Annotated in this window: 22 protein-coding genes; 5 read left to right on the top strand and 17 right to left on the bottom strand. The window is 51.3% G+C overall.

From position 1 onward, the window contains the following. Positions 1–53 precede the first annotated feature (53 nt). The 4 genes from AB3G37_RS00835 to AB3G37_RS00820 form a co-directional block, all read right to left on the bottom strand. Positions 54–1,490 (bottom strand): aldehyde dehydrogenase family protein, encoded by a 1,437-nt coding sequence (locus AB3G37_RS00835; protein WP_369789420.1) that lies wholly within the window; start codon positions 1,488–1,490, stop codon positions 54–56. Positions 1,491–1,557: 67 nt separating this feature from the next. Then, the gene (locus AB3G37_RS00830; RefSeq protein ID WP_369789419.1) at positions 1,558–2,457 is read right to left on the bottom strand and encodes an NAD(P)-dependent oxidoreductase; all 900 of its coding nucleotides are present in this window, start codon (positions 2,455–2,457) and stop codon (positions 1,558–1,560) included. A 69-nt stretch (positions 2,458–2,526) separates the two neighbouring features. Continuing rightward, entirely contained in the window at positions 2,527–2,853 is a 327-nt protein-coding gene (locus AB3G37_RS00825) for an NIPSNAP family protein (protein ID WP_369789418.1), read from the bottom strand. 21 nt (positions 2,854–2,874) lie between these two features. After that, positions 2,875–3,678, bottom strand: coding sequence for an N-acyl homoserine lactonase family protein (locus AB3G37_RS00820; RefSeq protein WP_369789417.1), 804 nt, complete (start codon positions 3,676–3,678; stop codon positions 2,875–2,877). A 235-nt stretch (positions 3,679–3,913) separates the two neighbouring features. Here AB3G37_RS00820 and AB3G37_RS00815 point away from each other — a divergent pair, with 235 nt between their 5' ends. After that, the gene (locus AB3G37_RS00815; protein ID WP_369789416.1) at positions 3,914–4,837 is read left to right on the top strand and encodes a ketopantoate reductase family protein; all 924 of its coding nucleotides are present in this window, start codon (positions 3,914–3,916) and stop codon (positions 4,835–4,837) included. Positions 4,838–4,966: 129 nt separating this feature from the next. On the opposite strand, the gene AB3G37_RS00810 is transcribed toward AB3G37_RS00815, so the two are convergent. The 13 genes from AB3G37_RS00810 to AB3G37_RS00750 form a co-directional block, all read right to left on the bottom strand. Then, a complete protein-coding gene (locus AB3G37_RS00810; protein WP_009635622.1) occupies positions 4,967–6,610 on the bottom strand; it encodes a malate:quinone oxidoreductase in 1,644 nt (547 codons plus the stop codon). A gap of 496 nt (positions 6,611–7,106) precedes the next feature. Further along, on the bottom strand, positions 7,107–8,000 hold the full coding sequence (locus AB3G37_RS00805) for an oxidoreductase (protein ID WP_369789415.1): 894 nt from the start codon (positions 7,998–8,000) through the stop codon (positions 7,107–7,109). Positions 8,001–8,113: 113 nt separating this feature from the next. Then, the gene (locus AB3G37_RS00800; protein ID WP_009635620.1) at positions 8,114–8,941 is read right to left on the bottom strand and encodes a DMT family transporter; all 828 of its coding nucleotides are present in this window, start codon (positions 8,939–8,941) and stop codon (positions 8,114–8,116) included. A gap of 74 nt (positions 8,942–9,015) precedes the next feature. Next, positions 9,016–9,921: a transcriptional regulator GcvA gene (gene gcvA, locus AB3G37_RS00795; protein ID WP_369790863.1), complete on the bottom strand. Its 906-nt coding sequence runs from the start codon at positions 9,919–9,921 to the stop codon at positions 9,016–9,018. Positions 9,922–10,086: 165 nt separating this feature from the next. After that, positions 10,087–11,718: a GMC family oxidoreductase gene (locus AB3G37_RS00790; protein ID WP_369789414.1), complete on the bottom strand. Its 1,632-nt coding sequence runs from the start codon at positions 11,716–11,718 to the stop codon at positions 10,087–10,089. Positions 11,719–11,786: 68 nt separating this feature from the next. Continuing rightward, entirely contained in the window at positions 11,787–13,184 is a 1,398-nt protein-coding gene (locus AB3G37_RS00785; RefSeq protein WP_369790862.1) for a c-type cytochrome, read from the bottom strand. A gap of 270 nt (positions 13,185–13,454) precedes the next feature. Next, on the bottom strand, positions 13,455–14,027 hold the full coding sequence (locus tag AB3G37_RS00780) for a sorbitol dehydrogenase family protein (RefSeq protein ID WP_369789413.1): 573 nt from the start codon (positions 14,025–14,027) through the stop codon (positions 13,455–13,457). 386 nt (positions 14,028–14,413) lie between these two features. Beyond that, complete coding sequence (locus AB3G37_RS00775) at positions 14,414–15,205, bottom strand: anti-sigma factor (protein ID WP_369789412.1); 792 nt, start codon at positions 15,203–15,205, stop codon at positions 14,414–14,416. After that, entirely contained in the window at positions 15,195–15,653 is a 459-nt protein-coding gene (locus AB3G37_RS00770) for an RNA polymerase sigma factor (protein WP_369789411.1), read from the bottom strand. Before AB3G37_RS00770 ends, AB3G37_RS00775 begins: the two co-directional genes overlap by 11 nt. A gap of 96 nt (positions 15,654–15,749) precedes the next feature. Then, complete coding sequence (locus AB3G37_RS00765) at positions 15,750–16,247, bottom strand: tetratricopeptide repeat protein (protein WP_369790861.1); 498 nt, start codon at positions 16,245–16,247, stop codon at positions 15,750–15,752. A 62-nt stretch (positions 16,248–16,309) separates the two neighbouring features. Beyond that, positions 16,310–16,894: a cytochrome b gene (locus tag AB3G37_RS00760; protein ID WP_009635611.1), complete on the bottom strand. Its 585-nt coding sequence runs from the start codon at positions 16,892–16,894 to the stop codon at positions 16,310–16,312. Positions 16,895–16,984: 90 nt separating this feature from the next. Then, the gene (locus AB3G37_RS00755) at positions 16,985–17,545 is read right to left on the bottom strand and encodes a GNAT family N-acetyltransferase (RefSeq protein ID WP_369789410.1); all 561 of its coding nucleotides are present in this window, start codon (positions 17,543–17,545) and stop codon (positions 16,985–16,987) included. Positions 17,546–17,612: 67 nt separating this feature from the next. Then, complete coding sequence (locus AB3G37_RS00750) at positions 17,613–18,371, bottom strand: SDR family NAD(P)-dependent oxidoreductase (RefSeq protein WP_369789409.1); 759 nt, start codon at positions 18,369–18,371, stop codon at positions 17,613–17,615. A 128-nt stretch (positions 18,372–18,499) separates the two neighbouring features. Between AB3G37_RS00750 and AB3G37_RS00745 the strand changes: the two genes are divergently transcribed. The 4 genes from AB3G37_RS00745 (at position 18,500) to AB3G37_RS00730 (ending at position 23,055) form a co-directional block, all read left to right on the top strand. Beyond that, positions 18,500–19,399 (top strand): LysR family transcriptional regulator, encoded by a 900-nt coding sequence (locus AB3G37_RS00745; protein ID WP_009635608.1) that lies wholly within the window; start codon positions 18,500–18,502, stop codon positions 19,397–19,399. 102 nt (positions 19,400–19,501) lie between these two features. Continuing rightward, positions 19,502–20,515, top strand: a complete 1,014-nt coding sequence (gene yhjD, locus AB3G37_RS00740; protein WP_009635607.1) for an inner membrane protein YhjD — start codon at positions 19,502–19,504, stop codon at positions 20,513–20,515. Between the two features lie 344 nt (positions 20,516–20,859). Then, positions 20,860–22,182 carry an MFS transporter gene (locus AB3G37_RS00735; protein WP_009635606.1) on the top strand — a complete coding sequence of 441 codons (1,323 nt, stop codon included), beginning with the start codon at positions 20,860–20,862 and terminating at the stop codon, positions 22,180–22,182. Between the two features lie 54 nt (positions 22,183–22,236). Then, positions 22,237–23,055 (top strand): CDP-diacylglycerol diphosphatase, encoded by an 819-nt coding sequence (locus tag AB3G37_RS00730; protein ID WP_369789408.1) that lies wholly within the window; start codon positions 22,237–22,239, stop codon positions 23,053–23,055. Positions 23,056–23,063 lie beyond the last annotated feature (8 nt).

The following is a 23,063-nucleotide window of genomic DNA, read 5'->3' as shown; positions in this document are numbered from 1 at the left end:
TGACATGTATGATTGTATGACAATGAATTGTGGCAAATTTTTTTGCCACAGCGCTAATCGTCAGACAATCCAAAACCAACCATGGATTTGATTTCCAGATATTCCCGTAATCCGGCCTCGCCCCATTCACGCCCATTGCCCGAGCGTTTATAACCGCCGAACGGTGCCTGAAAGTCGGCCGGTGGATAGTTCAGATGCACGTTACCGGCGCGCAGTTGGCGAGCCACGGATCTTGCTCTTTCTTGTGATGCAGACTGCACGTAGGCCGCCAGACCGTAATCGGTGCCGTTGGCGATGGCGATAGCCTGCTCTTCTGTGTCGTAGGGCATTATCGACAGCACCGGGCCAAAAATTTCCTCCTGGGCGATGGTCATTTCAGGCGTTACCGCGCTGAAAACTGTCGGTTTAACGTAATAACCCTGACTGAATCCGTCGGGCAGCCCCACGCCGCCAACCACCAGCTCTGCACCTTCATCGATACCTTGCTGAATCAGCTTCTGCACGCGGGCAAACTGATTGCGATTAACCAACGGGCCGAGCTGAGTATTTGCATCTTCCGTTGGACCTAGGCGATAGGTCAGCGCCGCTTTACGGGCAATCTCGGCGGCATCCTGTAGCAGCGGGCGCGGCACCAGCAGGCGAGTTGGAATGGAACAGGACTGGCCAGAATTGGTGAAACAGGCCGCTACCGCGCGGGTCACCGCATCTTGCAGATTCACATCGTCGAGCAGGATATTGGCCGATTTACCGCCCAATTCTTGCGCTACGCGCTTAACGGTTTCGGCAGCGGTTTTTGCCACCTCGATACCAGCACGAGTCGAACCGGTAAACGACACCATGTCGATATCCGGATGCGCAGCAATTGCCGCACCGACGCGGGGTCCGTCGCCGTTGACCAGGTTAAACACTCCCGGCGGCACCCCGGCTTCCTCCAGCACCTCGGTAAACAGCAGCGCGGTCAGCGGCGAATATTCGCTTGGTTTCAGGACCATGGTGCAACCGGCCGCCAGCGCAGGGGCGATTTTCACTACAATCTGATTCACCGGCCAGTTCCACGGGGTAATCAACCCACAGACACCCACCGGCTCAAGGCGCAGGCGCGTGGTGCCCTGCTGGTGTTCAAATTCGAAAGTTTTCAGCACTTCAATCAGAGCATTAAGATGTGCCGGACCGCGCGATGCCTGTCCCTGACGGGAAAAAGTAATCGGTGAGCCCATTTCGAGGCGCATAGTTTCCGCAAACTCTTCATAACGGCGCTGATAAATTTCCACAATGCGCTGCAATAACGCCAGACGTTCAGCCGAGGTCGTCGCAGAAAACGCCGGTAACGCGCGGCGAGCAGCAGCGACAGCGCGGTCAACGTCGGCGGCATCGCCCATTGCCAGCCGGGCAAAACCGCGCTCGGTGGAAGGGTCAATCAGTTCAAACCACGACGGCGTGACGGGATCAACCCATTGGCCATCGATATAGAATTGGGCAGCGTGAGTCATAACAAACTCCGTGGCTTGCAGAGGATAAATTAAGGGCGTTTTGGCCCCGCCATAATCTCGGGAGCAACTATTCTGGATTGTCGGAAAATTTTTCATCCGCCAAAAATCGATACATTTCAGTGTGATCGGTGGTTGGCGTAGCGTGCTGAGAGACGTGATCCCAAATATCTGTGCAGGCAATACCCAGCTTCATTGGATAACCCACCGCCGTTGACAGCGCGCGGGCAATCTTTAGGTCTTTGTTCATCAATTGCAGCGCAAAGCCCGACCCGAAAGAGCCGCTCAACATAAACGGTTTTACCTTGTTTTCGGAAGTATTGCTGCGCCCGGTTGAGGCATTGAGCACGTCGGTCATTACCGCAGGCTCAATCCCAAACCGCTGAGCGATGTGCAGCGCCTCGACGGTGGCGATAAGACCGGCCGCCGAAACATAATTATTCAGCGCCTTGGCCGCGTGACCCGCACCAGCAGCGCCGATGTGTAAAATGCTTTTACCCATCGCCTGCAACAGCGGCTGGCAAACTTCCAGCACCGCGGCATCGCCGCCGACCAGAATCGACAACTCACCGGTAACCGCTTTTTTCACGCCACCAGACACCGGCGCATCAAGATAAAGCAGGCCCTGAGCCTCCAGCGTTTTACCGAGCTGCCGCGAGCGTTCCGGCTCGGAGGAGCTCATGTCGATCACCACTGACTGTTTCGCCAGCCGTGATGCCCAGCCTTTCGCCGGGTCGAGCAGCACGCTTTCAACAATATTGGAATTCGGCAACATGGTGATCAGCGCGTCCAGTTTTCCCGCATTGCTCTCATCAAGCGGCGTCGCGGAGAGTTCCTCGCACAGCGTTTTTACCCGCTGGGTATCGACGTCTGTGATAAACAGCGTGAAGCCCGCCGAGGCAAGGCATTTCACCATCGGCGTTCCCATCATTCCCAAACCGATAAAGCCTATCTTTTTGAGCGAATTCATTTCAGGGCCCTTATTTAACAACGAATGGTTGACTAGCTCATTGTGTTAAACGGACTGTAGAACTGCGGACTAACGCAGTGCCGAGTAATCCGTCGGAGCTAAAAAGTGGTTTTCTATTCTTTCTACAATAGGCTGCTGTGCTTCAGTCGCGCTGCGTTTGGCCTGCCAGTCGGCATCGGCCTGAAACGCGTTCCATTTTTCTTCACGTTCGGCCAGACTTTCCCATTGCAGCATGTAGGTCAGCGCGTGATTGCTTGGCCCAACTACCGTAGTCCAGAAGCCGATTTGCTTGATGCCGTATTTGTCGAAAAATGCCAGCGTGATATTTCTAAAACGTTCCTGTAATGCCGGTAAACGGCCTGCGACACAGTGGTAAACACGCATTTCTACAATCATTTTATTGCTCCGTTAAGGGGGTTATCGCTCAGGCGCAAGGTCTACCCGCGCAATCCATTGCTCTGTTTCAGCGTCGAATGCGGGATAGCGTTGCAGCACCAGCGGATCGTGACCGGGGATAATATGGTCGTCGGAATCGGCCAGACGCCGCAGCGTCACGAAACCTTCGAGCATGTCACCGATATTATAAACAATAGGGTAAGCCTGCTGGCGCTGCATATTGGCGTAATAATGCGAAGCGTCAGAGGCCAATACTACCCAGCCACGTTCGGTGCGCACCCGCACTACCTGTAAGCCATCTGAGTGACCGCCAACGCGATGTAAAGTTATCCCCGGTGCCAGCTCGGAATCGCCGTCATGAAACTGCACGCGGCCGGCAAAAACATTGCCCACCATCGATTTCACGTCTTCCACCTCGAACGCGTGCCTGATGCCCTGGTGGCACATGCAGCGACCGGTACAAAATGCCATTTCACTGTCCTGCAGGTGAAAGCGCGCTTTCGGAAACAGGTCGTGATTTCCGGCGTGGTCGTAATGCATATGTGTGATGATGACTTCTTTAACCTCTGCGGCGATGATCCCCACCCGCTCCAACCCCTGCTCTACGCTATGTATGATGGTACGCCCGCGCTGGCTGGCCATTTCGGCGTCGAATCCCATGTCGACCACATAAGTCGCGGCGGTGCCAACAATAGCCCAGACGTAGTAATCCAGCGGCATCGGCACGTCGTGAGGATCGCCGCCAATAAAGTTTTCACTCGACATGCGATCATGGTGCGCATACTTGATGGCGTAGATGCGATATTTCTCGTTTTCTGACGACATGGCGGTTCACCCTGTTTAAATAACGTCCTTCCATCATACAATCAGTCAATATGATAAAAAGGTGATAGCACTCACACAATAATACAAAGTACACAATTGGATAAATTGAAGGCAGTGCTTACTCTTCTGCAGTTGACGTGCGCCGACCGTTGCCTCTATGTTGAGGGAGATGTTTTTATTAACAATTAACCTCAACGACTCTGTCTTCAAGACATGATGATGAAAGGAAATGGGTATGCGAATTCTGGTGGTGGGAGCCGGTGCAACGGGCGGTTACTTCGGTGCGCGACTTGTGCAGGCGGGTAAAGATGTGACTTTCCTGGTACGTGAAAAACGCGCCGAGGCGCTAAAAAAATCCGGTCTGAGAGTCGAGGCCAAGAACGAAAGCTTCACCATACAGCCCAAATTAGTCCTCGCCTCTGAACTTAACCAAACCTACGACGTGATTATCCTGACGGTAAAAGGCTTCTCACTCGAGGCAGTGCTGGAAGAATTTGCGCCCGCGGTTGGCGCTCAAACGCTGATAATCCCGGTGCTCAACGGCATGCGCCATCTGGAAATTATTCAGCAACGCTTCGGAAAGGAACGCGCGCTGGGTGGCCTGTGTCGCATCAACGCTACGCTGGATGAGCAAGGTCAGGTTCATCAAATGACCGCGCTTAATGAGCTTATTTATGGCGAGGTTAATGGAGAACGCAGCGAACGCGCAACTAAACTGGATGCCGAGTTGCAGGTTGCCGGAATTTCCGCACGCCTGTCCGACGATATCATCAGCGAAATGTGGGAAAAATGGCTGTTTCTGGCAAGCGTGGGCGGCATTGCCTGCCTGATGCGCGGCAATATCGGCCAGGTTGCGCGTGCTGAAGGTGGTGTGGAGTTTATCGAAGCCTTTGTGCATGAAATGGTGTCGATTGTCGTTGCCGGAGGCTATCAGGAGCGAGCAAGTATCACGGCCAATATCATCAAAGAACTCTCCCAGAAAGACTCGATCCAGACGACTTCAATGTATCGTGACATGATCAAAGGGCTGCCGGTAGAAGCAGATCAGATCCTCGGCGATCTGGTAGCGATCGCGAAAAAAGCCGGGCTGACTACGCCGCTGGTGAATGCTGCGTATAGCCATATGTCGGTTTATCAGGAAAGTATCGAGAAAGAGTAAAACGCGTGTAATGTCTTGATAGACAGGGGAACTGGAAATTCGGAAATTCTTGAGCGACCGAGTTGCAGCTCCCCTGTTTCTGCCTTGCCTCACTGTAAAAAGTGAGGCAAGGCGTTGAAAGCATTGCGGTCAGGAGGTGAGTTCTTCCTGCTCGGCTTCTTCTTTCTGGGCATGAACCACTGGCTGAACAGTGGCCGCAGGCTTGGCTACCGGTGCAGGCTGTGCAGTTTCCAGTTGCAGAATACGGCTGGTGCGGTTCATTTCTCTTTCCGCCAGCTCAACGTTTCCGTTGAGTTTCTGGCCGTAAGAAGGGATCATGGTTTTCAGCTTGCTTTGCCACTCAGGCGAAGCCACCTTATCTTTGAACACCTTCTCCATCAGCTGCAACATGATCGGCGCAGCGGTAGAAGCACCCGGTGAGGCACCCAACAGTGCGGCAATCGAGCCATCCTGCGAGGTGACAACTTCAGTACCGAGACGCAGCACGCCGCCCTGCTTGCCGTCTTTCTCGATAATCTGCACGCGCTGACCGGCAACCACTAAACGCCAGTCTTCTTTCTTCGCGTCAGGGAAGTATTCTTTCAATGCAGCCAAACGCTGCTCTTCGGTGAGCATCACCTGACCCACCAGATATTTCACTAAATCGAAGTTATCCAAACCTACGCGAACCATCGGGAAGATGTTATGCAGATTCACGGTGCCAAACAGGTCCCACAGCGAGCCATTTTTCAGGAACTTGCTGGAGAAGGTAGCGAATGGCCCGAACAGCAGCACTTTTTTGCCATCCAGCACGCGAGTATCAAGGTGCGGCACTGACATTGGCGGTGCGCCAACGGAAGCCTTGCCATATACCTTGGCCTGATGACGTTTAACAATTTCTGGATTATCGGTAACCAGGAACTCACCACCGACCGGGAAACCGCCGTACAAAGAGGCTTCTGGAATACCGGATTTCTGCAGCAATGTTAATGATGCGCCGCCGGCACCGATAAAGATAAAGCGTGTCGTCACTGAAGTTTCACGACCGCCTTTGGTGCTGGCGAAAGTCACGGTCCAGGTCTGATCGGCATTACGTTTAATGTTTTTAACTTCCTGGCCAAGATTCAGGCTGAAGTTTGGTTTCTTGCGCAGCGATTCCACCAGCTGATGGGTGATTGCGCCAAAGTTCACGTCAGTACCGCTATCAATGCGCGTGGCAGCCACTTTCTCACCGGCTTTACGGCCTTCGAGCACCAGCGGGATCCATTTTTCGATTTGCGCGCGGTCTTCAGAGAATTCCATGCCGCTAAACAGCGTGCTGGTTTGCAGAGCCGCGTGGCGCTTACGCAGGAACTCTACGTTTTTTTCGCCCCAGACAAAGCTCATGTGCGGCACGCTGGTAATAAATGAGCGCGGTTCGCCAAGCACCCCTTGCTCAACCTGATAGGACCAGAATTGGCGAGAGATCTGGAACGCTTCGTTGATATCTACCGCTTTGGAGATATCTACCGAACCGTCAGCTTTTTCCGGGGTATAGTTCATTTCAGCCAACGCTGAGTGACCGGTGCCTGCGTTATTCCATCCGTTGGAACTTTCGTCGGCCACGCTATCCAGTCGCTCGTACATGTTAATCGACCAGTCAGGCTCCAGTTCCTGGAGGTACGTGCCTAGAGTGGCGCTCATAATTCCGCCACCGATCAGGACAACATCAACGATTTTATTTTCCGCCGCTGCCGCGTGTTTAGACAGCGCCATCAGGCCTATGCCTAGAGCACTGGAAAGTCGATTTTTCATGGTTAACTTCTCACTTTTTAGCTAAAGCAGGTGAAAAACCCACGTTCCTTGTGACCAAGGCGGCTCTATCTTCCTAATACGGGAGTATCAAAAGCGGCCTGTGTTTTCCACACTAACCTAGTGGTTATTTTTAACAAAAAATACCAATCTACGTAACTAACATAACATTATTGTCACTTACACGATAATAAATTTAATTCTTCAAATATTATGATAATGGCATAGTTATTGGAAAAAATTAACCAGCTATTCACGTAAATCCTTGCTTAAAACAGCACGAAAATTCGCAATAACTTGAATTGAAAGATTAAATAAAAATTAGGATTTGAATGATTAAATTACGATCAGCGGAAAGGATTCAGAAATTGAGGTGATTAAAAACCGCACAGAATGATTAAGCAGATGAATAGTAAACATTCGAGCCATACCGATGACTAAAAACCAGCCCCGAAGCAGGTGAAGCAACGTGGACTGGGCATTTTTTCGCACGAGCCGGTTAGCCGGGCCCATCGCTAGAGGCGGCTAACAGTGGTACCAGCAAATCACTCATTGGCGTTGGAATGTTATGGACGCAGCCGTATCGCTGCACCACGCCGTTGCGAATATCCCACTCCAGCGGTCGTCCAGCCTGACGGTCGGCGAGAATTGAAGTCCCCATGTCGGCAGGATAACTCTGGAATCCTTCAACAATCTGCTGTGGCACTTCGTCGCCAAGAATCGCTCCTGCAGCACGAGCAACCTCAAGACATTCACGCAAGTAGGCCATTGCCAGCTCGGCAATATCAGGCCGGGAGAACATTCCGGCGCGACGCCCGGTAAGTACCATCAAACCCGCAGCCGCATTCTGTAAAAGCTTTCGCCAGGCTACAGAGGTGAAATCTTGCGCGACATCGACCGTACACCGCGTATCGCGCAAAGCGGTCAGCACGATTTGGGTCGCGGGAGTTTCCGGCAAGGTCAGGCGCGGCTTGGCACGCAGCCACACCGAGGCATCGGATTCACGTTGTGCAGGGAACCAAACCACCGAAGGTAAAATCGGGCCACCCGACAAGTAAGGCGTTAACTGCGATACCTGCTCGACGCCGTTTTGCAGTACGCAAACCACGGTTTTCTCGCTGCACAACGCGTTTAGCCATGGAGCAATCGCCGCTACCTGAGTTGTTTTGACCGCGACAAATACCAGATCAAAAGTACCGGTAATCTTGGTGGGATCGTTCAGAACGGGTCCTGGGACGACCACACTGCCGCCGTCGAAGCGCAACTCCAGACGCTGGTGAGCCGTGCGGCCACAGATCACCGGAGTGCGTCCGACCTCATGCAAAGCCGCCGCTATCGTCGTACCAATTGCCCCCGGCCCAATGAGAGCAACGGTTGGATTTTCAGTCGTCATAAATATCTCCCGCCATAATCGTCTACTTACTTTCCAAAAAGCCGGAAAAATCCGGCCAACCCAGGGCACTCAAAAGCTTTTATAAATAAATCGCCCACTGTATCGGTAAGCCTTCAGCCGATAATGATGGTGCCAATGGCAATCACCGTGCACGCCAGCATCTTTCTGACGGTTAATTTCTCATTCAGGAAGAAATAGCCAATCACCGCCGCAAACAACACACTGGTTTCGCGCAATGCCGAGACGGCTCCCATCGGTGCGCTAGTCATGGCATAAATTACGATGCCGTAGGCCAGCAGTGAGACCCATCCGCCAATAGAAGAGGCGATCAATCCATTTCTGACAGTAAATAAACTTTTAGCACCGCGCAGAGCGATATAAACCGGCGGCATAAAGACGCCCCACAAGGCGCACATCCAGACGGTGTAGGCCATGGCGTCTCCTGAAAGGCGCACGCCGATGCCGTCTGTCACGCTGTAAGCGGCAATAAAACATCCGGTTCCCAAAGCATACGGCAGGCTTGGAACGGCAAAGCGCCGCCCTTTGAAAGCCAGCGAAATAATCCCGCAAGACACCAGCGCAACGCCGAACAGCGCACTGGTTCCAATTTTTTCACCGGCAAAAATGGCCGCAGCCAAGGTGATCAACAGCGGCGAAGAACCGCGTGAAATCGGATAAGTTTGCCCCAAATCGCCAGTCTTGTAGCTTCTGACCAGAAACAGGTTGTAGCCGACATGCAGCGCGGCCGAGAGCAGTCCGTACCGCCAGCTCGCTGTGGCTGGCAGCCCGACATACAGCGCTATTGGGGCACAGACAGCCGCCACCGCGATGCACATAATTGTCATCGACCAAAGCCTGTCGGCCCCGCCGCGCAGCAGGGCATTCCAGCTGGCATGCAACAGTGCGGCAAAAAGTATTAATAAAATAATATGAAAAGGCATAGCTCATCCTAAGTAAATCGAGCTTGGGAAAACAGCGAAACCTCCTCATTTGACCATGAGTAAATACTCATGCTTTATTGATAAGCTTGCTGAGCTTTGCCGCACTCTTTCAGCAACCAGTCACGGAAACTGATGATGTGTGGCTGCGACTCGATGCCTTTTGGGCAGACAAAATAGTAAGCAACGGGCGAAGGAAACGGCACGTCAAACAGCCGGAGCAGACTGCCAGAACTTATCTCGGCCTCGACGTGTCCGCTGCGGGCCAACGCTAGCCCCTGGCCTAACAGCGCCGCCTCTATTGTCATATTGGTATCTGCAAATCGAACACTTTCCTTAAGCGACGAAATACCCACGCCAACCTGTTGAAACCACGATTCCCATTTTGGTACCAAATCTGCGCCATCTCGCGTAAGTAGCGGATAGCGTAATAATTCGGCTGGTTCCTGCGGCGTCCCGAAGCGTTTTAAAAGTTCGGGGCTGGCGACCGGAAAAATTTGCTCTCGAAACATAAACTCCGAGAATAAGGCGGGATAATTCCCCGCGCCAAAACGGATCGCGACGTCCGATTCTGAACCGGAAAAATTAATCGCTTTATCGGTAGTTTCCAACGCGATTAATATTTCTGGATGCTGCTGGGAGAGGCTCGGCAAACGGGGAAGCAGCCATTTCAACGCAAAAGAATAAGTAGTGCTGACGTTAAGCCGCACTTTGCCCTTTTGCTCTCTCAAGTCGGCAAGCGTGGCTTCAAGATGACTGAAAAACTCACGCACGATGGGCGCCAGTGCAGCCCCTGCAGGTGTCAGACTCAGTGACTTGCCGCGCTGAAAAAGCTGCAAGCCCCAGATCTCTTCGAGATTTTTTAGCTGATGGCTGACGGCGCTTTGGGTGATATGCAATTCTGCAGCAGCAGAGGTGAACGTGGCGTGACGGGTTGCAACTTCAAAGGCCCGCAAGGTAGCGGTTGGCGGCAGATCTCTCATTGTCAGGTCTCTGGATGGCATTTTAAAAACTGCCGGTTATGAGTATATATTCATGATAGGCATTTTATTCCTCCCCCGAAAGATGTGGCTTTGTCAGGCGCATAAAAAAACCGGCAGTCCGCTGTAAGGCTGCCGGTTTTTCGCTACAACTTTAAAAACAGTTTATCAGGCGTGCAGCATGTCTTTCTTGATAGCGTCCACCGCACGCAATGACAGCGCCACCATGCTCAGCGTCGAGTTGACGGTACCCGCTGAAGCCATTGCCCCGCCGGAAGCGATAAACAGGTTGCGATGATCATGGGTACGCATCCAGCCATCTACCACCGAATCCTTGGGATCGTGCCCCATAATCGTCCCGCCCATGATGTGGTTGTTCGGGTTGAAGTACGGAGTGGACTCGATTTCGGTCGCGCCAAACAGTTCAGCAATCTGCTGTAAATGCTTGCGTGAACTTGGCTCGGCACGGCGCACATAGTCGCCCACATCGTAGGTTATGTGGGGGAATGGAATACCGAGGCCATCTTTTTTGGTGGTGCTAAGACGAAGGCGGTTATCCGGGTTAGCCAGAATATCGTGGTTAACATAGATATCCATGCCACAGGCGGCGCGACGGCGGATTTCTGCATCCAGTTTTTTACCGACCAAGCCCATCTGCAAGGCTTTCACACCCGCTTTGTGGTTCTGCGAGGTGTTGTTCATGCCAATCTGAATCGCAGAATGATCGCGGCGGAAATCACCATCGCGGAAGTTGGTGATTGAGCTCATCTGCACCGAGCCACCTCCGGTCCAAACAGGTTCGGCAGCCTGGAAGCTCATCAGAATTCCCGGATGGTCCATCATGTTTCGACCAACGTGACCGGAACTGTTGGCAATCCCGTCAGGATTCTGATCGTTGGCCGCCAATAGCAACAGTTTCGGCGATTCGATCCCGTTGCCCGCCAAAACAAAGGTCTTGCCGGTCACGCGAGTCGAATTTTTATCTGGATCATAGAAGTTAACCGCCACGATTTCATTCGAGGAGTTGGTTTCCATGCTGTAAACCACCGCATTGGTGATCACTTTCGCGCCCAGCTGTTCAGCTTTGGTAATCGCCAGAATCCCGTTGAACATTGCCCCAATAGGACAGATTGGCATGCAGTTATTGTTACCGCAGCACTGAGGGCGTCCATCATAAGGTCGGCTGTTACGGGCCTGAGGAACCGGCGTGTTTTCGTAACCCGCCCTGGCTACAACTTCCGTAAACAGGCGGTCGGCAGGTCCATAAGGCATCGGTTCCATTGGGAACGGCTGCTTACGCGGTGCTACATACTTCAGCGTGGTGTCATTTGGGCCGTTAACACCCATCGCCACTTCGGCACGATAGTAATAATCTTCCAGCTCGTCATAGGTCACCGCCCAGTCGCGGCCTACGCCATAGGTGGTGTGCAGCTGTAAATCATGTGGCAGAAAACGCCAGGTAGAGGCCGCCCAGTGCCAGGTAGTTCCGCCCACGCCGCGCACTACGCCCTGCCGATAGGCGGAGGCATCAGGGCCATCAACCTGGGGATACTCATTATAAGGATGCAACTGGGGATGAACCGCCCAAGGTGATGCTGGATAAGGCGTCGCATAGTCGGATTCAGATTTGTTGATAGGTGGCATATTACGCCAGTTTTCAACTACCTGCGCACGTTCCCAGCGTGGGCCTGCTTCCAGCACCAGCACCGACAATCCCGCTTCGGCCAATTCTTTGGCGACAAAACCACCGCAAATCCCAGCGCCGATAATGACGACGTCTGCACTTAATTCTTTAGACATGTTGAACCTCAAAATTCTGTATGCGCCTAAAAGCGCGATAAATCAGTACCTAATCCGATAAGTCAGGATTAGCGGCGGCGGCGTTGACTCCATGCCAACAGCAGCACAATCAGCAGCAGCACAACCACCCCGCCAGCAATGGCAGCTGGTTTGGCAATTTTGGCGATTAGCGGCGTTGCTCCACCCTGTCGAATGGTTTTCACCTGTTCTTCGGTCACGGAAAGCTGCGGATTGCCGTACTGCTTGAACAGATAATTACTTAAGGTCGCAATCTGTTTATCAGTAAGCGTCTGCACGTCGGAATACGGGCCAAATGCCGGCATCAGCACCGATTTACCGTTAACCGTGCGCTGTACGCCAAACAGAATCGCCGAAACCAGGTTGTCGGGTGAATCACCGCCCAAAGTGGTGTTGTGAACCAGAGACGGATAGAAGCCGTCTGCCGTTCCCTTACCGTCAGGCTGATGACAACTCGAGCAAGCAGCGTCAAACAACGTTTGTCCTGAAGCATCCGCAGCAAGGAATTTCGAGATCGGATGAATGCCGCGGGTTGCCGTATCGGTGTTGGTACCGGTACCAAAATCAGACGCAGCCTTGGTTTGCGTCGGGTCGCGAACCGGCGGCAATGTGCGCAGGTAAGTGATAATGGCGTTGATATCGTCCTGATGCAGATATTGCAGGCTGTTAGTCACTGCTTCGGCCATTGGCCCTGCGGCCTGCGCTTTGCCATTGACGTGGCCAGTTTGCAGATACTGCGCCAGATCCTGATCGCTCCAGCCACCCAAACCGCTGACTGGGTCGCTGGTCAGATTCGGCGCATGCCAACTGCCCAACATCGCGCCGCTGTAAAGAGCTTTACCCCCCTGCAATGCCATCAATGCGTTACGCGGGGTGTGGCATTCGCTACAGTGCTCGACGTTATCTACCAGATACTTACCGCGATTCCAGGTAGCGTCCTGAGATTCAACTGGCGTAAATGGCTTGTTATGCAGGAACAACAGATTCCAGCCAATCATCGAGAAACGCATATTAAACGGGAAGCTCAGCGCGGTTTGCTGCGGTTTAATATCAACCGGCGCAACACTCTGCATAAAGTAGGCATACAGCGCGTGAATATCAGCATCGGTCAACCCGGCGTAAGACGGATAAGGCATGGCCGGATAAAGATGGCTGCCGTCTGCGCGGAAACCGTCACGCACCGCTTGGCTGAACTGCTCTTCAGTGTAATTTCCGATACCAAATTCTTTGGATGGCGTAATGTTGGAAGAGTAAATAATGCCCATTGGCGAGTGAATCGCGTAACCACCGGCAAAAACATTTTTAGTCGCAGGATCGGTGTGGCAGGCGGCGCAGTCAGAGGCAATCGCCAGATATTTACCGCGAGAAATTAAATCAACCCCGGTTTGATTACTTGAAGGGGCGGCCAATGGCAGACTCTCTGCGGCCTGTGCTGCGCTAGCCCCCATCAGCACTGACGCGGCAATCCCCACACAATAAAGAACGCGCCTCAGCGGTGTATTACGGGTAAATGAGTTTTTAATTGGCAAGGACCTGCTCTCCATTAGCTTTCTACTATTTTCATTAAAAATGCGCGCTGAATTTTGGGCGTAAAAAGCCCTGGAATTTCCCGTGGGGAAAAACCTTTCAGACGTAAAAATGACATTCGAAATTAACCGTTTAGCCCAGCAAGCCAATTCGGTGATATTTAGCTCGTAACGGTAACGAGTTGTTTATCTTTAGAAAGTCAGTAGTCGATCAACCGGCGGCGGGTTAGCAACCCAATAATCCGGACCATTGTGCGCGTAGGTCGGAATCACCATGCCATCACGAGGTATCTGATACATTAATGCCTGTTGATAACCGTAAACCGTGGCGTGATATCCAGGCTCAATTACGCCGCTGTACCAAGCTTTAATAATGGCCATCATTGGTTCATGCAGAGGCTGCTGTTTTAGCTTTTCATCGAGAGTTTCTACATCAGGGATATTATTTTGCTGTACGTAAAGTGTTAGCTGTTTTACCCAATCCGGAAATTTTGTATTTTGCTGACTTAGCGCGTTGTAAAGACGCTCGCCTAATTGAACATCCAGACTATTGTGGCCGGTAAGTAATCGTGACAGGCGAATAAATCCGTTCAGATCTGCGGAATCATTATTTTCGCTGGCGGCTAAAGCAGGTACTGCAGTTAATCCGCCGGAAACTAATGCAAAAGTAGCAATTAATGAACTTGAACGTGAAATTAAATTTCTGCGTGAAAGCCCTTTTCCGCTGAGTTCAGATTTTTCTTCTGCATGGCTGTTATCTTTCATATGACTCCCTATAGCGAAACCCTGCTGCGTGGCGATGAAGTAGATATAATTATTTGAAAATATTTACGTTAATCAGCGCCCCTACTGAAGATAAAGGCTGAATTATCATAGGGGTATTTGTGACGGGAGTCACAGTATTTGCTTCTGTTTTGCGCAGGCATATGTAACAAAATTATGATTAAATGTTAATAATTACGCTTAAATGTATAAACAAATTGATAACATCAATTTCACACATAAAAACTAAGAATTAATCTTGTTAATAAAACGGCAAATAGATAAAAATATTCCCAATAAAAAAATATAAAAAAATGACACAAAGCAAATAACGAACCGCCTGATTCGTTATATTCGTCATTTATTAAGCCATTTCACTCAATTAAATATCAGGAAATATTATTTAGCAGCTCTAGGCCTTGCTGTTGAATATTTTTGGCAGGTGCGCGACCAATTAGCATAAAGTTGTAGCCATTTCGCCGCCAATAAACGACGTTCATTCCACGGCGAACCTCTGCGGCCTGAGCCTGATCGTTCGATTTGTCGCTGCGGGTTATGCATAACGCCAACGGACCAAATTGTTCATCTAGCCAAGAAATCTGCGCAATGTTGTATTCGTCATAGCGCAGAATACGCGCATTCTTGAGCTGAGCGCCACTAAGCTTTAGCTGCGCAGGCGACAGACCGATGCCCACTTCACGGGCAACGCGGTCCAATTCCTGCTTTTGCTCGGCAGGGGAATCGTTAATATCGGCCAGTGTTTCGGCTGAATACAGCGACATATATTGCGCGACCAGATTACGCCACCCGTCGTCAACCGTGTTTTGCGAGGGGGATAAAGCATAACGCTCCACGCCCATGCCAATCGCCACCAGGCCTATGGCTGCCGCCAGCAAACTGCGACGCGTAACCCCGTCGCGTGAAGAATGAGGTGCTTTTTTATCGCTCAATGCGTCGAAATTTTTTTGCAACGACGCCACCGGAGCCTGAGCCAGCAAGGTTTCAAAAGCCCCGCTAAAATCGAGCTGACTGTGAGCCAATGCTTCAAGTCTGGCAGATAGCGCCTCATCGTGTTGCAGGCGCTGCTCGAGCTTGATTCGCTGCTCGGCATCCAGCTCGTTATCCAGATAAGCCACCAACAGGGTGTCGTTAACGGGAGAAAATGAAAAATTATCGGTCATGATTCTCTCCCCGTTGAGAAAGTCGAGCAGAAGCCGGCGGATTTTTTGCCAACGTTTGTCGTGCGCTTGCCAGACGGCTCATGATGGTACCGATTGGCACGTCAAGCGTTCGCGCCGCCTCCTGATACGTGAAACCTTCCACGTAAACCAAAAAAATCGCGTTGCGCTGAGCTTCCGGCAGGTGATTGACGCGCTGCATCACCTGATTCGCCTGCCGTTGATTGTCGAACTCGTCAGGTAAAGCATCGAGGTCACCGATATCAACGAAACCCTGCCCGCGCCGAACTTGCTGAGCGCGGATTTCGTTGATCCAGATAGAGTGCAGAATAGAGAAAAACCAACGGTCAATTGACGTCGCGCCATCAACCTGATGCCCGCGTTCCAGAGCACGAACGCAGGTTGCCTGCACCAGATCGTCGGCCACGTCGCGCTTTTTTGACAACACCATTGCGTAGCGCCACAAACGCGCCAGACACAGACTCAACTCATTACGTAGGTCAGGAGTGGTAATTTCTCTTTGCCTCAGGTTATCAGGCGCGATTAATCAGGCTTCCGGATGCCCCTCTATGGCAGCATGCAAGTCCCGATATTCTTCACAGCTGGTGCCGCACAGGGATTTTATCGTCGCCAGCTGGGCTTTGGCTAAATCCGGTCGCCCTTTGATCATATAGGCTTCACCCAGATATTCGCGGACCAAAGTATAGCGAGCATCCAGGGCAATTGATTTCTGATAATAACCGATGCCCTCGTCGGTGCGCCCGAGTTTTCGTGTCGCGTAGCCGCGATAATTCCACGCCTCTTTGGTATTCGGCTGTTTAAGGGTATCCAAAACCGTTAATGCCTGCTGATAGCGCCCTGTTTTTGCCAGATGATAGGCATATCGGGTTTTATCCTGATCGGTAAGCATGCTGCTTTTCTCAATCATGCAGGTTTTGGTTTTGCTGTCGTAAACCTGTCCTTTCGGGCAATCAGGGGTTTTCCTGGAATCATCGCCCATCGCATGTGCCATCATTGACCAGCCAGAAAGGCCGGTAATCAGCATGAGAAGACAAAGTTTAGGGGCCGTTTTGTTGACTTTAAAACCGTGAGTCACTGTAGAGAGTTTCATGGTGCCGTCCTGTCAGTTGAAGATAACATCCGCCGTAAAACACCGTCACGCAGTACATAGTGGTGGAACAACGCGGCCAGCGCGTGAAGACCAGCCAGAATAATCAGCGCCCATGCCACATTGTTATGCAACATGCCAAAAGTACGGCGCAGGCCGGGGTCGATACCGAAAAAGTCAGGAATGGGGAATATCGAGAAGAAATAGAAAGGTTCGCCCTGGGCCCAGCGGAATAAAAATCCGAGAGTAATTTGCGCCAGCAGCAGGCCGTAAAGTGCCCAATGGGTCAGCTTTGAAACAAGCGACATCACGCGCGGCATCGCGATTGCATCAAGTTTCGCGCGGTGAGTAACACGCCAGAGCAGCCGCCAGATAATCACTATCGCCAGCAGAATACCCACGGAAATATGGATTGATTGCAACCCCTTGCGCAGCGGCGTTCCGCGTTCCAGCACTTCCCAGATATGGGCGCTGGCAAACAGAAAAATCACGCAACCGGCGCTTAACCAGTGCAGCAGAATGGTCAGATGATCGTAACGTTTTCGCGAAGGTGCCGCAGAGTTCGCAAGCTCGGTGTTATCCATAAAAGTGCCCCAGAGTTAAAATAATATTCAAAGTAATAGAGAATATTCAGTTAACAGCCGAGGACTGAGATCTATTCGGTAATATTTTTATTATTTTTTACTGTGCAGAGTATTCCATTCGTCACGACTGATTTCCCACAACTCAGAATCAAATTCTCCACCGACGTAGGCTTTCTTTTCAATGCGCACAAGTCGCATGCCGCTGGCTTCAGAAATACGCCTGGATGCCTTGTTTGGGCTAGCTTTTGGAGAGCGCAGTACCTCACGTTTCAACGTATTGAACCAAAAATCGGTTACTGCCACGCTGGCTTCCGCCATCAGCCCCTGTTTCTGCCAGGACGGCAATAGCCAGAATCCACGGTTATTATCTGGCGTATCGGTCAGGCAAATCACGCCTATCAGCTCGGAGGGATCCTCCTTGCGACGCAAGGTCCAGAACCATCCCGTTCCCTGGGCAACAGCCGCGAGCGCTACATTATTGACATAATTATGTGCCCCGTGATCGGGAAAGGGCCAGGGAACTGTATTGGCGAGATATTTTACGATTTCCCAATGCGGGAAAACACGCTGGATAACGGACGCATCTTCGGGAGTCAACGGAAGTAAAGTCAGGCGGGAGGTTTCGAGGACGGGGATAATCGCTGGCTGCATTGGAGCTCCTTTTTCAATTTAATAAAGAAATGTTTAATAAACGAAATGCGCCAGCGAAGTGAATAAATTATAAGAACATGCCGCCTGACGCCTCGATGCGCTGGCCGTTGGCCCAGCCACTTTGCTCGCTGAGCAGCATCGCAATCATCCCGCCAATATCATCGGGCAGGCCGACACGCCCCAGAGCCGTATTATTAGCAACATACTGATTAACCTGCTGGTTGTCACGCACAGTGCCGCCGCCAAAATCGGTTTCAATCGCTCCCGGCGCCAAAATATTTACCACGATACCGCGCACGCCCAGTTCTTTAGCCTGATAACGGGTGAGGACTTCCATCGCGCCTTTCATGGCAGAGTAAGCGGCATAGCCCGGCAAACAGAAACGCGTCAGACCGGAAGAAACATTCAGGATACGACCCCCGTCGGCAATCAGAGGCAACAGTTTTTGGGTCAGGAAAAACGGTGCCTTGAGGTGAATATTCATCAGCAGGTCAAACTGCTCCTCAGTGGTTTCGGCAAAAGGGGCATTAATACCAATGCCTGCATTATTTACTAAAAAATCGAAATTCCCGCGCTGCCAGACTTTTTCCAGTACCGATTTTACCTGTGCGACAAAGGCATTGAAGCCCTGACTTTCGACGACGTTGAGCTGTAGAGCTGCTGCTTTCGCGCCTTTCGCTTCAATTTCGCGGACTATAGATTCGGCTTCTTCACGCTGACTGTTATAAGTTAGAATCACGTCAATTCCCTGTTCCGCCAGCTTTAATACCGCGTTTTTACCTAATCCACGGCTACCACCGGTCACTAATGCGATTTTTTTGCTCATTTTCAGACTCCAGAGATGTACGATTGTGTGATATATAGCCTATTAGACTCTTTATTAATGATAAATAGTCTAAAATGAGTTTCACTGTCTCGTTTTTGACAACAATCCAGCTTTCTCGCGGGGAAAATGTGGATAAAATTCAATCAATGCAGGTTTTTGTCCGAGTTGCGGAGTTGAACAATTTTACTCGCGCCGCTGAAAGTTTGGGGTTGCCTAAAGGGAGCGTTTCGCGACTGGTTCAACAGTTAGAAACGAGAATGTCGGCACGCCTGCTGCATCGTTCAACGCGACGCGTTCAGCTAACCCAGGACGGGCAAGTTTTTTACGAACGTTGCAAAGAGTTGCTGGCCAACATGGATGAGCTGGAGTCAATGTTTCAGTCGAACCCAACAACGGTCAGCGGCAAACTTCGGGTCGATATGCCGCTGACCATGGCCACACATCTGGTATTGCCGCGTCTGGCAGAGTTTCTGAATCGCTATCCGGCCCTGGAAATTGAACTGAGCAGCACCGATCATCGCGTTGATGTCGTGCGCGAAGGTTTTGACTGCGTGATAAGCGTCGGCAATTTGAAAGATTCAGGGCTGATAGCCCGCCCGCTGGGACATTTGCAGGTGGTGAACTGCGCCAGCCCAGATTACCTAAAGCGCTACGGCACGCCGGAGAATCCCGAACAGCTCGCCAATCATGCCATGGTAATCTACGACCAGGCGTTACGCAGTCGCGGCAGTGAGTTCGAATATCTTGAAGGTAAAGACCTAAAAACGGTAAAAAGCGGCGGAGCTGTCACGGTTAACAGCACTGAAACCTATACTGTTGCCTGCCTGTCGGGGCTGGGGATTATTCAGGTGCCGCTTATTGGGGTTCGCGCCTATCTCGCCAACGGCCAGCTGGTCAGTATTCTCACGCCTTTTCGCGCGCCGCCAATGCCGGTCACGCTGGTCTATCCTCACCGCAGACACCTCTCTCGCCGAGTAAAAATCTTTATGGATTGGCTGAGTGAAATAATGCAAGCCTATATAGCATAAGCTTTTTCTAAAACTGATTTCGGAACGGACAGATCATTACCGCTGACGATGACTATACTAAATGTCTGGAGTCCAAAAAATTGCTAAGGAATGAGTGGATTAATGTCATTACCTACCAAAGAATCAATCAAAAAACAGGATAGCGAAAAGCCGCTAATCAATATTAAAACCGGCAATCGGGCGGTAGACGACACGTTGTCGGGCTTCTCAAGCGTGATTAGTCACGTCAGAGCCTGGCATTGGGTCTCGCATCTTATCCGCGCGATGGATCGTTTTAACGACCGACTGGGCAGCCAGTTTGGCGCGGCTATAACCTATTTTTCTTTTCTATCGCTAATCCCGATTTTGATGGTTTCTTTTGCCGCCGTCGGTTTCGTGCTGGCCTCAAATCCTGATCTGCTGGCTCAGTTGATCAATAAAATCGTTAACAGCATCAGCGACCCTAATCTGGCAAATACCTTAAAAGGCACGGTAAACACAGCCATACAGCAGAGAACCGCCGTTGGCCTGTCAGGATTGGTCATTGCTCTGTATTCAGGCATAAGCTGGATGGGAAATTTGCGTGAAGCGATTCGAGCACAGTCGCGCGACGTTTGGGAGCGTAATCCCAAGGACCAGGAAAAAATTTATACGCGCTATATTCGTGACCTGATCTCACTGGTGGGGCTAGTTTTGGCGCTGATTATTACTCTTTCGCTGACCTCGATTGCCGGTTCTGCTCAGCAATCTATCGTCGATGCGTTGGGGCTGGGCGGCATTGACTGGCTGCGTCCGGTGATGACAATTATTACACTGGTGATTTCAGTGTTCGCCAATTATCTGTTATTCCTGTGGATATTCTGGATTCTGCCGCGCCACAAGCCGCGCAGGAAAGCGCTGTTTCGCGGCACGCTCATCGCTGCCATTGGTTTCGAAGTGATCAAGTTTGTGATGACCATGATGCTGCCGCGTCTGGCAAGTTCTCCGTCGGGAGCAGCCTTCGGTTCCGTGATTGGCCTGATGGCGTTCTTCTATTTCTTCGCCCGCCTGACGCTTTTTTGCGCAGCCTGGATAGCTACCGCGCGCTATCATGACGATCCGCCGGTTGACCAACCTGACAATGCTTCCAGAGCGTAATCAATCCCATCATGCCAGACAGCGCCTGCTATCTGGCATTTAATTCCATAAAACAGTCACAAAAGTAGTGCATTACTCTTAAACAGTGCCCTTCCATTTCCAAAAGTCAGAACAACCCACTACCTAGCTCACTTTTCTTTCACTCTTTTACAGAATGTTACTCTGAAAATTATCCATTCAAGATACTTATAGCTGCCGACCCGCCACCTTTTTGGCGGAATCTCCCAATTCAGCCGAAAACGCTGTTTTCAGGCTGTCTCGCGCGGTTGAAACTCGCTATAGCAGTGCTTAAGATGCTTTTTTTAATCAAATCCATTTACATAAAAAACTAATAAGAAACACTTATGCAAGCCACCATCACCCCAGAACTCGAGGCCGACGCGGAACTCGTTAGCCAGAATTCTCGCGGCAAAGTTATCATCGCTTCCCTGATTGGTACCGCCATCGAGTTTTTTGACTTTTATATCTATGCGACAGCAGCCGTTATTGTCTTCCCGCATATTTTCTTCCCTCAGGGCGATCCGACCGCGGCCACGCTGCAGTCTCTGGCAACTTTCGCCATTGCCTTCGTCGCTCGACCAATCGGCTCGGCGCTGTTTGGCCACTTTGGCGACCGCGTGGGCCGCAAAGTTACGCTGGTTGCTTCATTGCTGACCATGGGCGTTTCGACCGTACTTATTGGCCTGCTGCCAACCTATGCCACTATTGGCGTGTTTGCTCCGTTACTGCTGGCACTGGCGCGTTTTGGTCAGGGCCTGGGCCTTGGCGGCGAATGGGGCGGTGCGGCTCTGCTGGCCACTGAAAATGCGCCACCGAAAAAACGCGCGCTCTATGGTTCTTTCCCGCAGCTGGGTGCGCCGATCGGCTTCTTCATTGCCAACGGCATGTTCCTGCTGCTCTCCTGGCTGCTGACCGAGCAACAGTTCATCGACTGGGGCTGGCGCGTGCCTTTCCTGCTTTCCGCTGTGCTGGTATTGATTGGCCTGTATGTTCGCGTTTCATTGCATGAAACGCCGGTATTCGCCAAAATCGCCAAAGCGGGCAAGCAGGTTAAAGTGCCGATTGGCCGCCTGTTCAGCAAGCACCTGAAGGCCACCCTGCTGGGGACCTTTATCATGGTGGCGACATACACGCTTTTTTACATTATGACTGTGTACTCGCTGGGCTATGGCACCGCCGCAAAACCGGCCGGTCTGGGTATTGCCCGAAACGATTTCCTGCTGATGCTGATGATTGGCGTAATCGGTTTTGGCGTGATGGTGCCCATTGCCGGTCAGTTAGCTGACAAGTTTGGACGTCGCAAGTCCATGATTTGTATAACCTTGCTAATTATTGTTTTTGCACTGACCTTCCCGTCAGTAATCAGCAGCGGTTCTATTACTTCAGTTATGATTTTCCTGCTGTGCGGTTTCAGTGTGATGGGGCTGACCTTCGGTCCAATGGGGGCGTTACTTCCGGAACTTTTCCCAACAGAAGTTCGCTATACCGGCGCTTCTTTCTCATATAATGTGTCTTCAATATTAGGCGCTTCCGTGGCCCCTTATATTGCAACCTGGCTGGCAACCCATTATGGGCTGTTTTATGTCGGCGTTTATCTGGCATCCATGGCAACGCTCACGTTGATTGCCCTGATACTGACCAAAGAGACCCGCCACCAGTCACTCTGATTATTTTGCCCGCTCCCGGCAGCGTCGGTAGCGGGTTTTATTAAAGAGTTTCACATGCGCTTAAGACCTCGCTTGCATTTCCCTCTTGTTATCGGCTTTTTGGCTGTTGCCTATTTTCCAGTTCACCACTTCTGGCATAAATATATCTGGCATGATTCACGGCACCCCAATGCCCTATGGCATATCATCAGCCAGAAATGTCTACCCGATCAGGAAAAGAATGGGCAACCTGCCCCCTGTTCTCAGGTTAATGAAAAACAAGGTTTCGTTGTGCTCAAAGATATGGAAGGCCCGTTACAGTATTTGCTGATGCCGACCGAGAGGATCACCGGCATTGAGAGCCCGGCGCTGCTTGAAGACAGAACGCCGAATTTCTTTGCTCAGGCCTGGCAGGCAAGGCACTTTATGGCGGATAAATACGGCAAGCCAATTGATGACAGCAATATTTCGCTGGCGATTAACTCACAATTTGGCCGCAGCCAGAATCAGATGCACATTCATATCTCCTGCCTGCTGCCAAAGGTGAAAACTCAGTTAAGCGATGAGGCTGGCCAAATTGGTTATCGCTGGCAGGAGCTGCCAGAAAAGCTGAAAGGCCACACTTATCTCGCTCGTAAAGTTTCACCGGCCGAGCTGAGTGAGAAAGGCGCATTCCGTTTGCTGGCTGACGGCGTACCAGAAGCCCGTCAAAAAATGGGGCATTACGGATTGGCAATGGTAAGCCTCAAGGGTGGGGATTTCTTGCTTTTAGCCAATAAACGCAGCCTGCTTGGGCTAAATGATGCCTCGACAGAAGAGATCCAGGACCACAAATGTACAGTCCTGGATCCGATTCCTCCCTATGAGAAAAATCCGCCGATAAACGTCCAATAAGCACTTTT

This window comes from Rouxiella sp. WC2420 (assembly GCF_041200025.1).
GTDB lineage: Bacteria > Pseudomonadota > Gammaproteobacteria > Enterobacterales > Enterobacteriaceae > Rouxiella.
The sequence above is the reverse complement of the archived record's forward strand: the minus strand, read 5'-3'. Positions and strand labels throughout refer to the sequence as shown.

Bases quoted from the DNA above. Each gene is read 5' to 3' on its own strand.
- AB3G37_RS00835 (WP_369789420.1), bottom strand. From the start codon at position 1,490: ATGACTCACGCTGCCCAATTCTATATCGATGGCCAATGGGTTGATCCC.
- AB3G37_RS00830 (WP_369789419.1), bottom strand. From the start codon at position 2,457: ATGAATTCGCTCAAAAAGATAGGCTTTATCGGTTTGGGAATGATGGGA.
- AB3G37_RS00825 (WP_369789418.1), bottom strand. From the start codon at position 2,853: ATGATTGTAGAAATGCGTGTTTACCACTGTGTCGCAGGCCGTTTACCG.
- AB3G37_RS00820 (WP_369789417.1), bottom strand. From the start codon at position 3,678: ATGTCGTCAGAAAACGAGAAATATCGCATCTACGCCATCAAGTATGCG.
- AB3G37_RS00815 (WP_369789416.1), top strand. From the start codon at position 3,914: ATGCGAATTCTGGTGGTGGGAGCCGGTGCAACGGGCGGTTACTTCGGT.
- AB3G37_RS00810 (WP_009635622.1), bottom strand. From the start codon at position 6,610: ATGAAAAATCGACTTTCCAGTGCTCTAGGCATAGGCCTGATGGCGCTG.
- AB3G37_RS00805 (WP_369789415.1), bottom strand. From the start codon at position 8,000: ATGACGACTGAAAATCCAACCGTTGCTCTCATTGGGCCGGGGGCAATT.
- AB3G37_RS00800 (WP_009635620.1), bottom strand. From the start codon at position 8,941: ATGCCTTTTCATATTATTTTATTAATACTTTTTGCCGCACTGTTGCAT.
- gcvA (WP_369790863.1), bottom strand. From the start codon at position 9,921: ATGAGAGATCTGCCGCCAACCGCTACCTTGCGGGCCTTTGAAGTTGCA.
- AB3G37_RS00790 (WP_369789414.1), bottom strand. From the start codon at position 11,718: ATGTCTAAAGAATTAAGTGCAGACGTCGTCATTATCGGCGCTGGGATT.
- AB3G37_RS00785 (WP_369790862.1), bottom strand. From the start codon at position 13,184: ATGGGGGCTAGCGCAGCACAGGCCGCAGAGAGTCTGCCATTGGCCGCC.
- AB3G37_RS00780 (WP_369789413.1), bottom strand. From the start codon at position 14,027: ATGAAAGATAACAGCCATGCAGAAGAAAAATCTGAACTCAGCGGAAAA.
- AB3G37_RS00775 (WP_369789412.1), bottom strand. From the start codon at position 15,205: ATGACCGATAATTTTTCATTTTCTCCCGTTAACGACACCCTGTTGGTG.
- AB3G37_RS00770 (WP_369789411.1), bottom strand. From the start codon at position 15,653: ATGGTGTTGTCAAAAAAGCGCGACGTGGCCGACGATCTGGTGCAGGCA.
- AB3G37_RS00765 (WP_369790861.1), bottom strand. From the start codon at position 16,247: ATGCTGATTACCGGCCTTTCTGGCTGGTCAATGATGGCACATGCGATG.
- AB3G37_RS00760 (WP_009635611.1), bottom strand. From the start codon at position 16,894: ATGGATAACACCGAGCTTGCGAACTCTGCGGCACCTTCGCGAAAACGT.
- AB3G37_RS00755 (WP_369789410.1), bottom strand. From the start codon at position 17,545: ATGCAGCCAGCGATTATCCCCGTCCTCGAAACCTCCCGCCTGACTTTA.
- AB3G37_RS00750 (WP_369789409.1), bottom strand. From the start codon at position 18,371: ATGAGCAAAAAAATCGCATTAGTGACCGGTGGTAGCCGTGGATTAGGT.
- yhjD (WP_009635607.1), top strand. From the start codon at position 19,502: ATGTCATTACCTACCAAAGAATCAATCAAAAAACAGGATAGCGAAAAG.
- AB3G37_RS00735 (WP_009635606.1), top strand. From the start codon at position 20,860: ATGCAAGCCACCATCACCCCAGAACTCGAGGCCGACGCGGAACTCGTT.
- AB3G37_RS00730 (WP_369789408.1), top strand. From the start codon at position 22,237: ATGCGCTTAAGACCTCGCTTGCATTTCCCTCTTGTTATCGGCTTTTTG.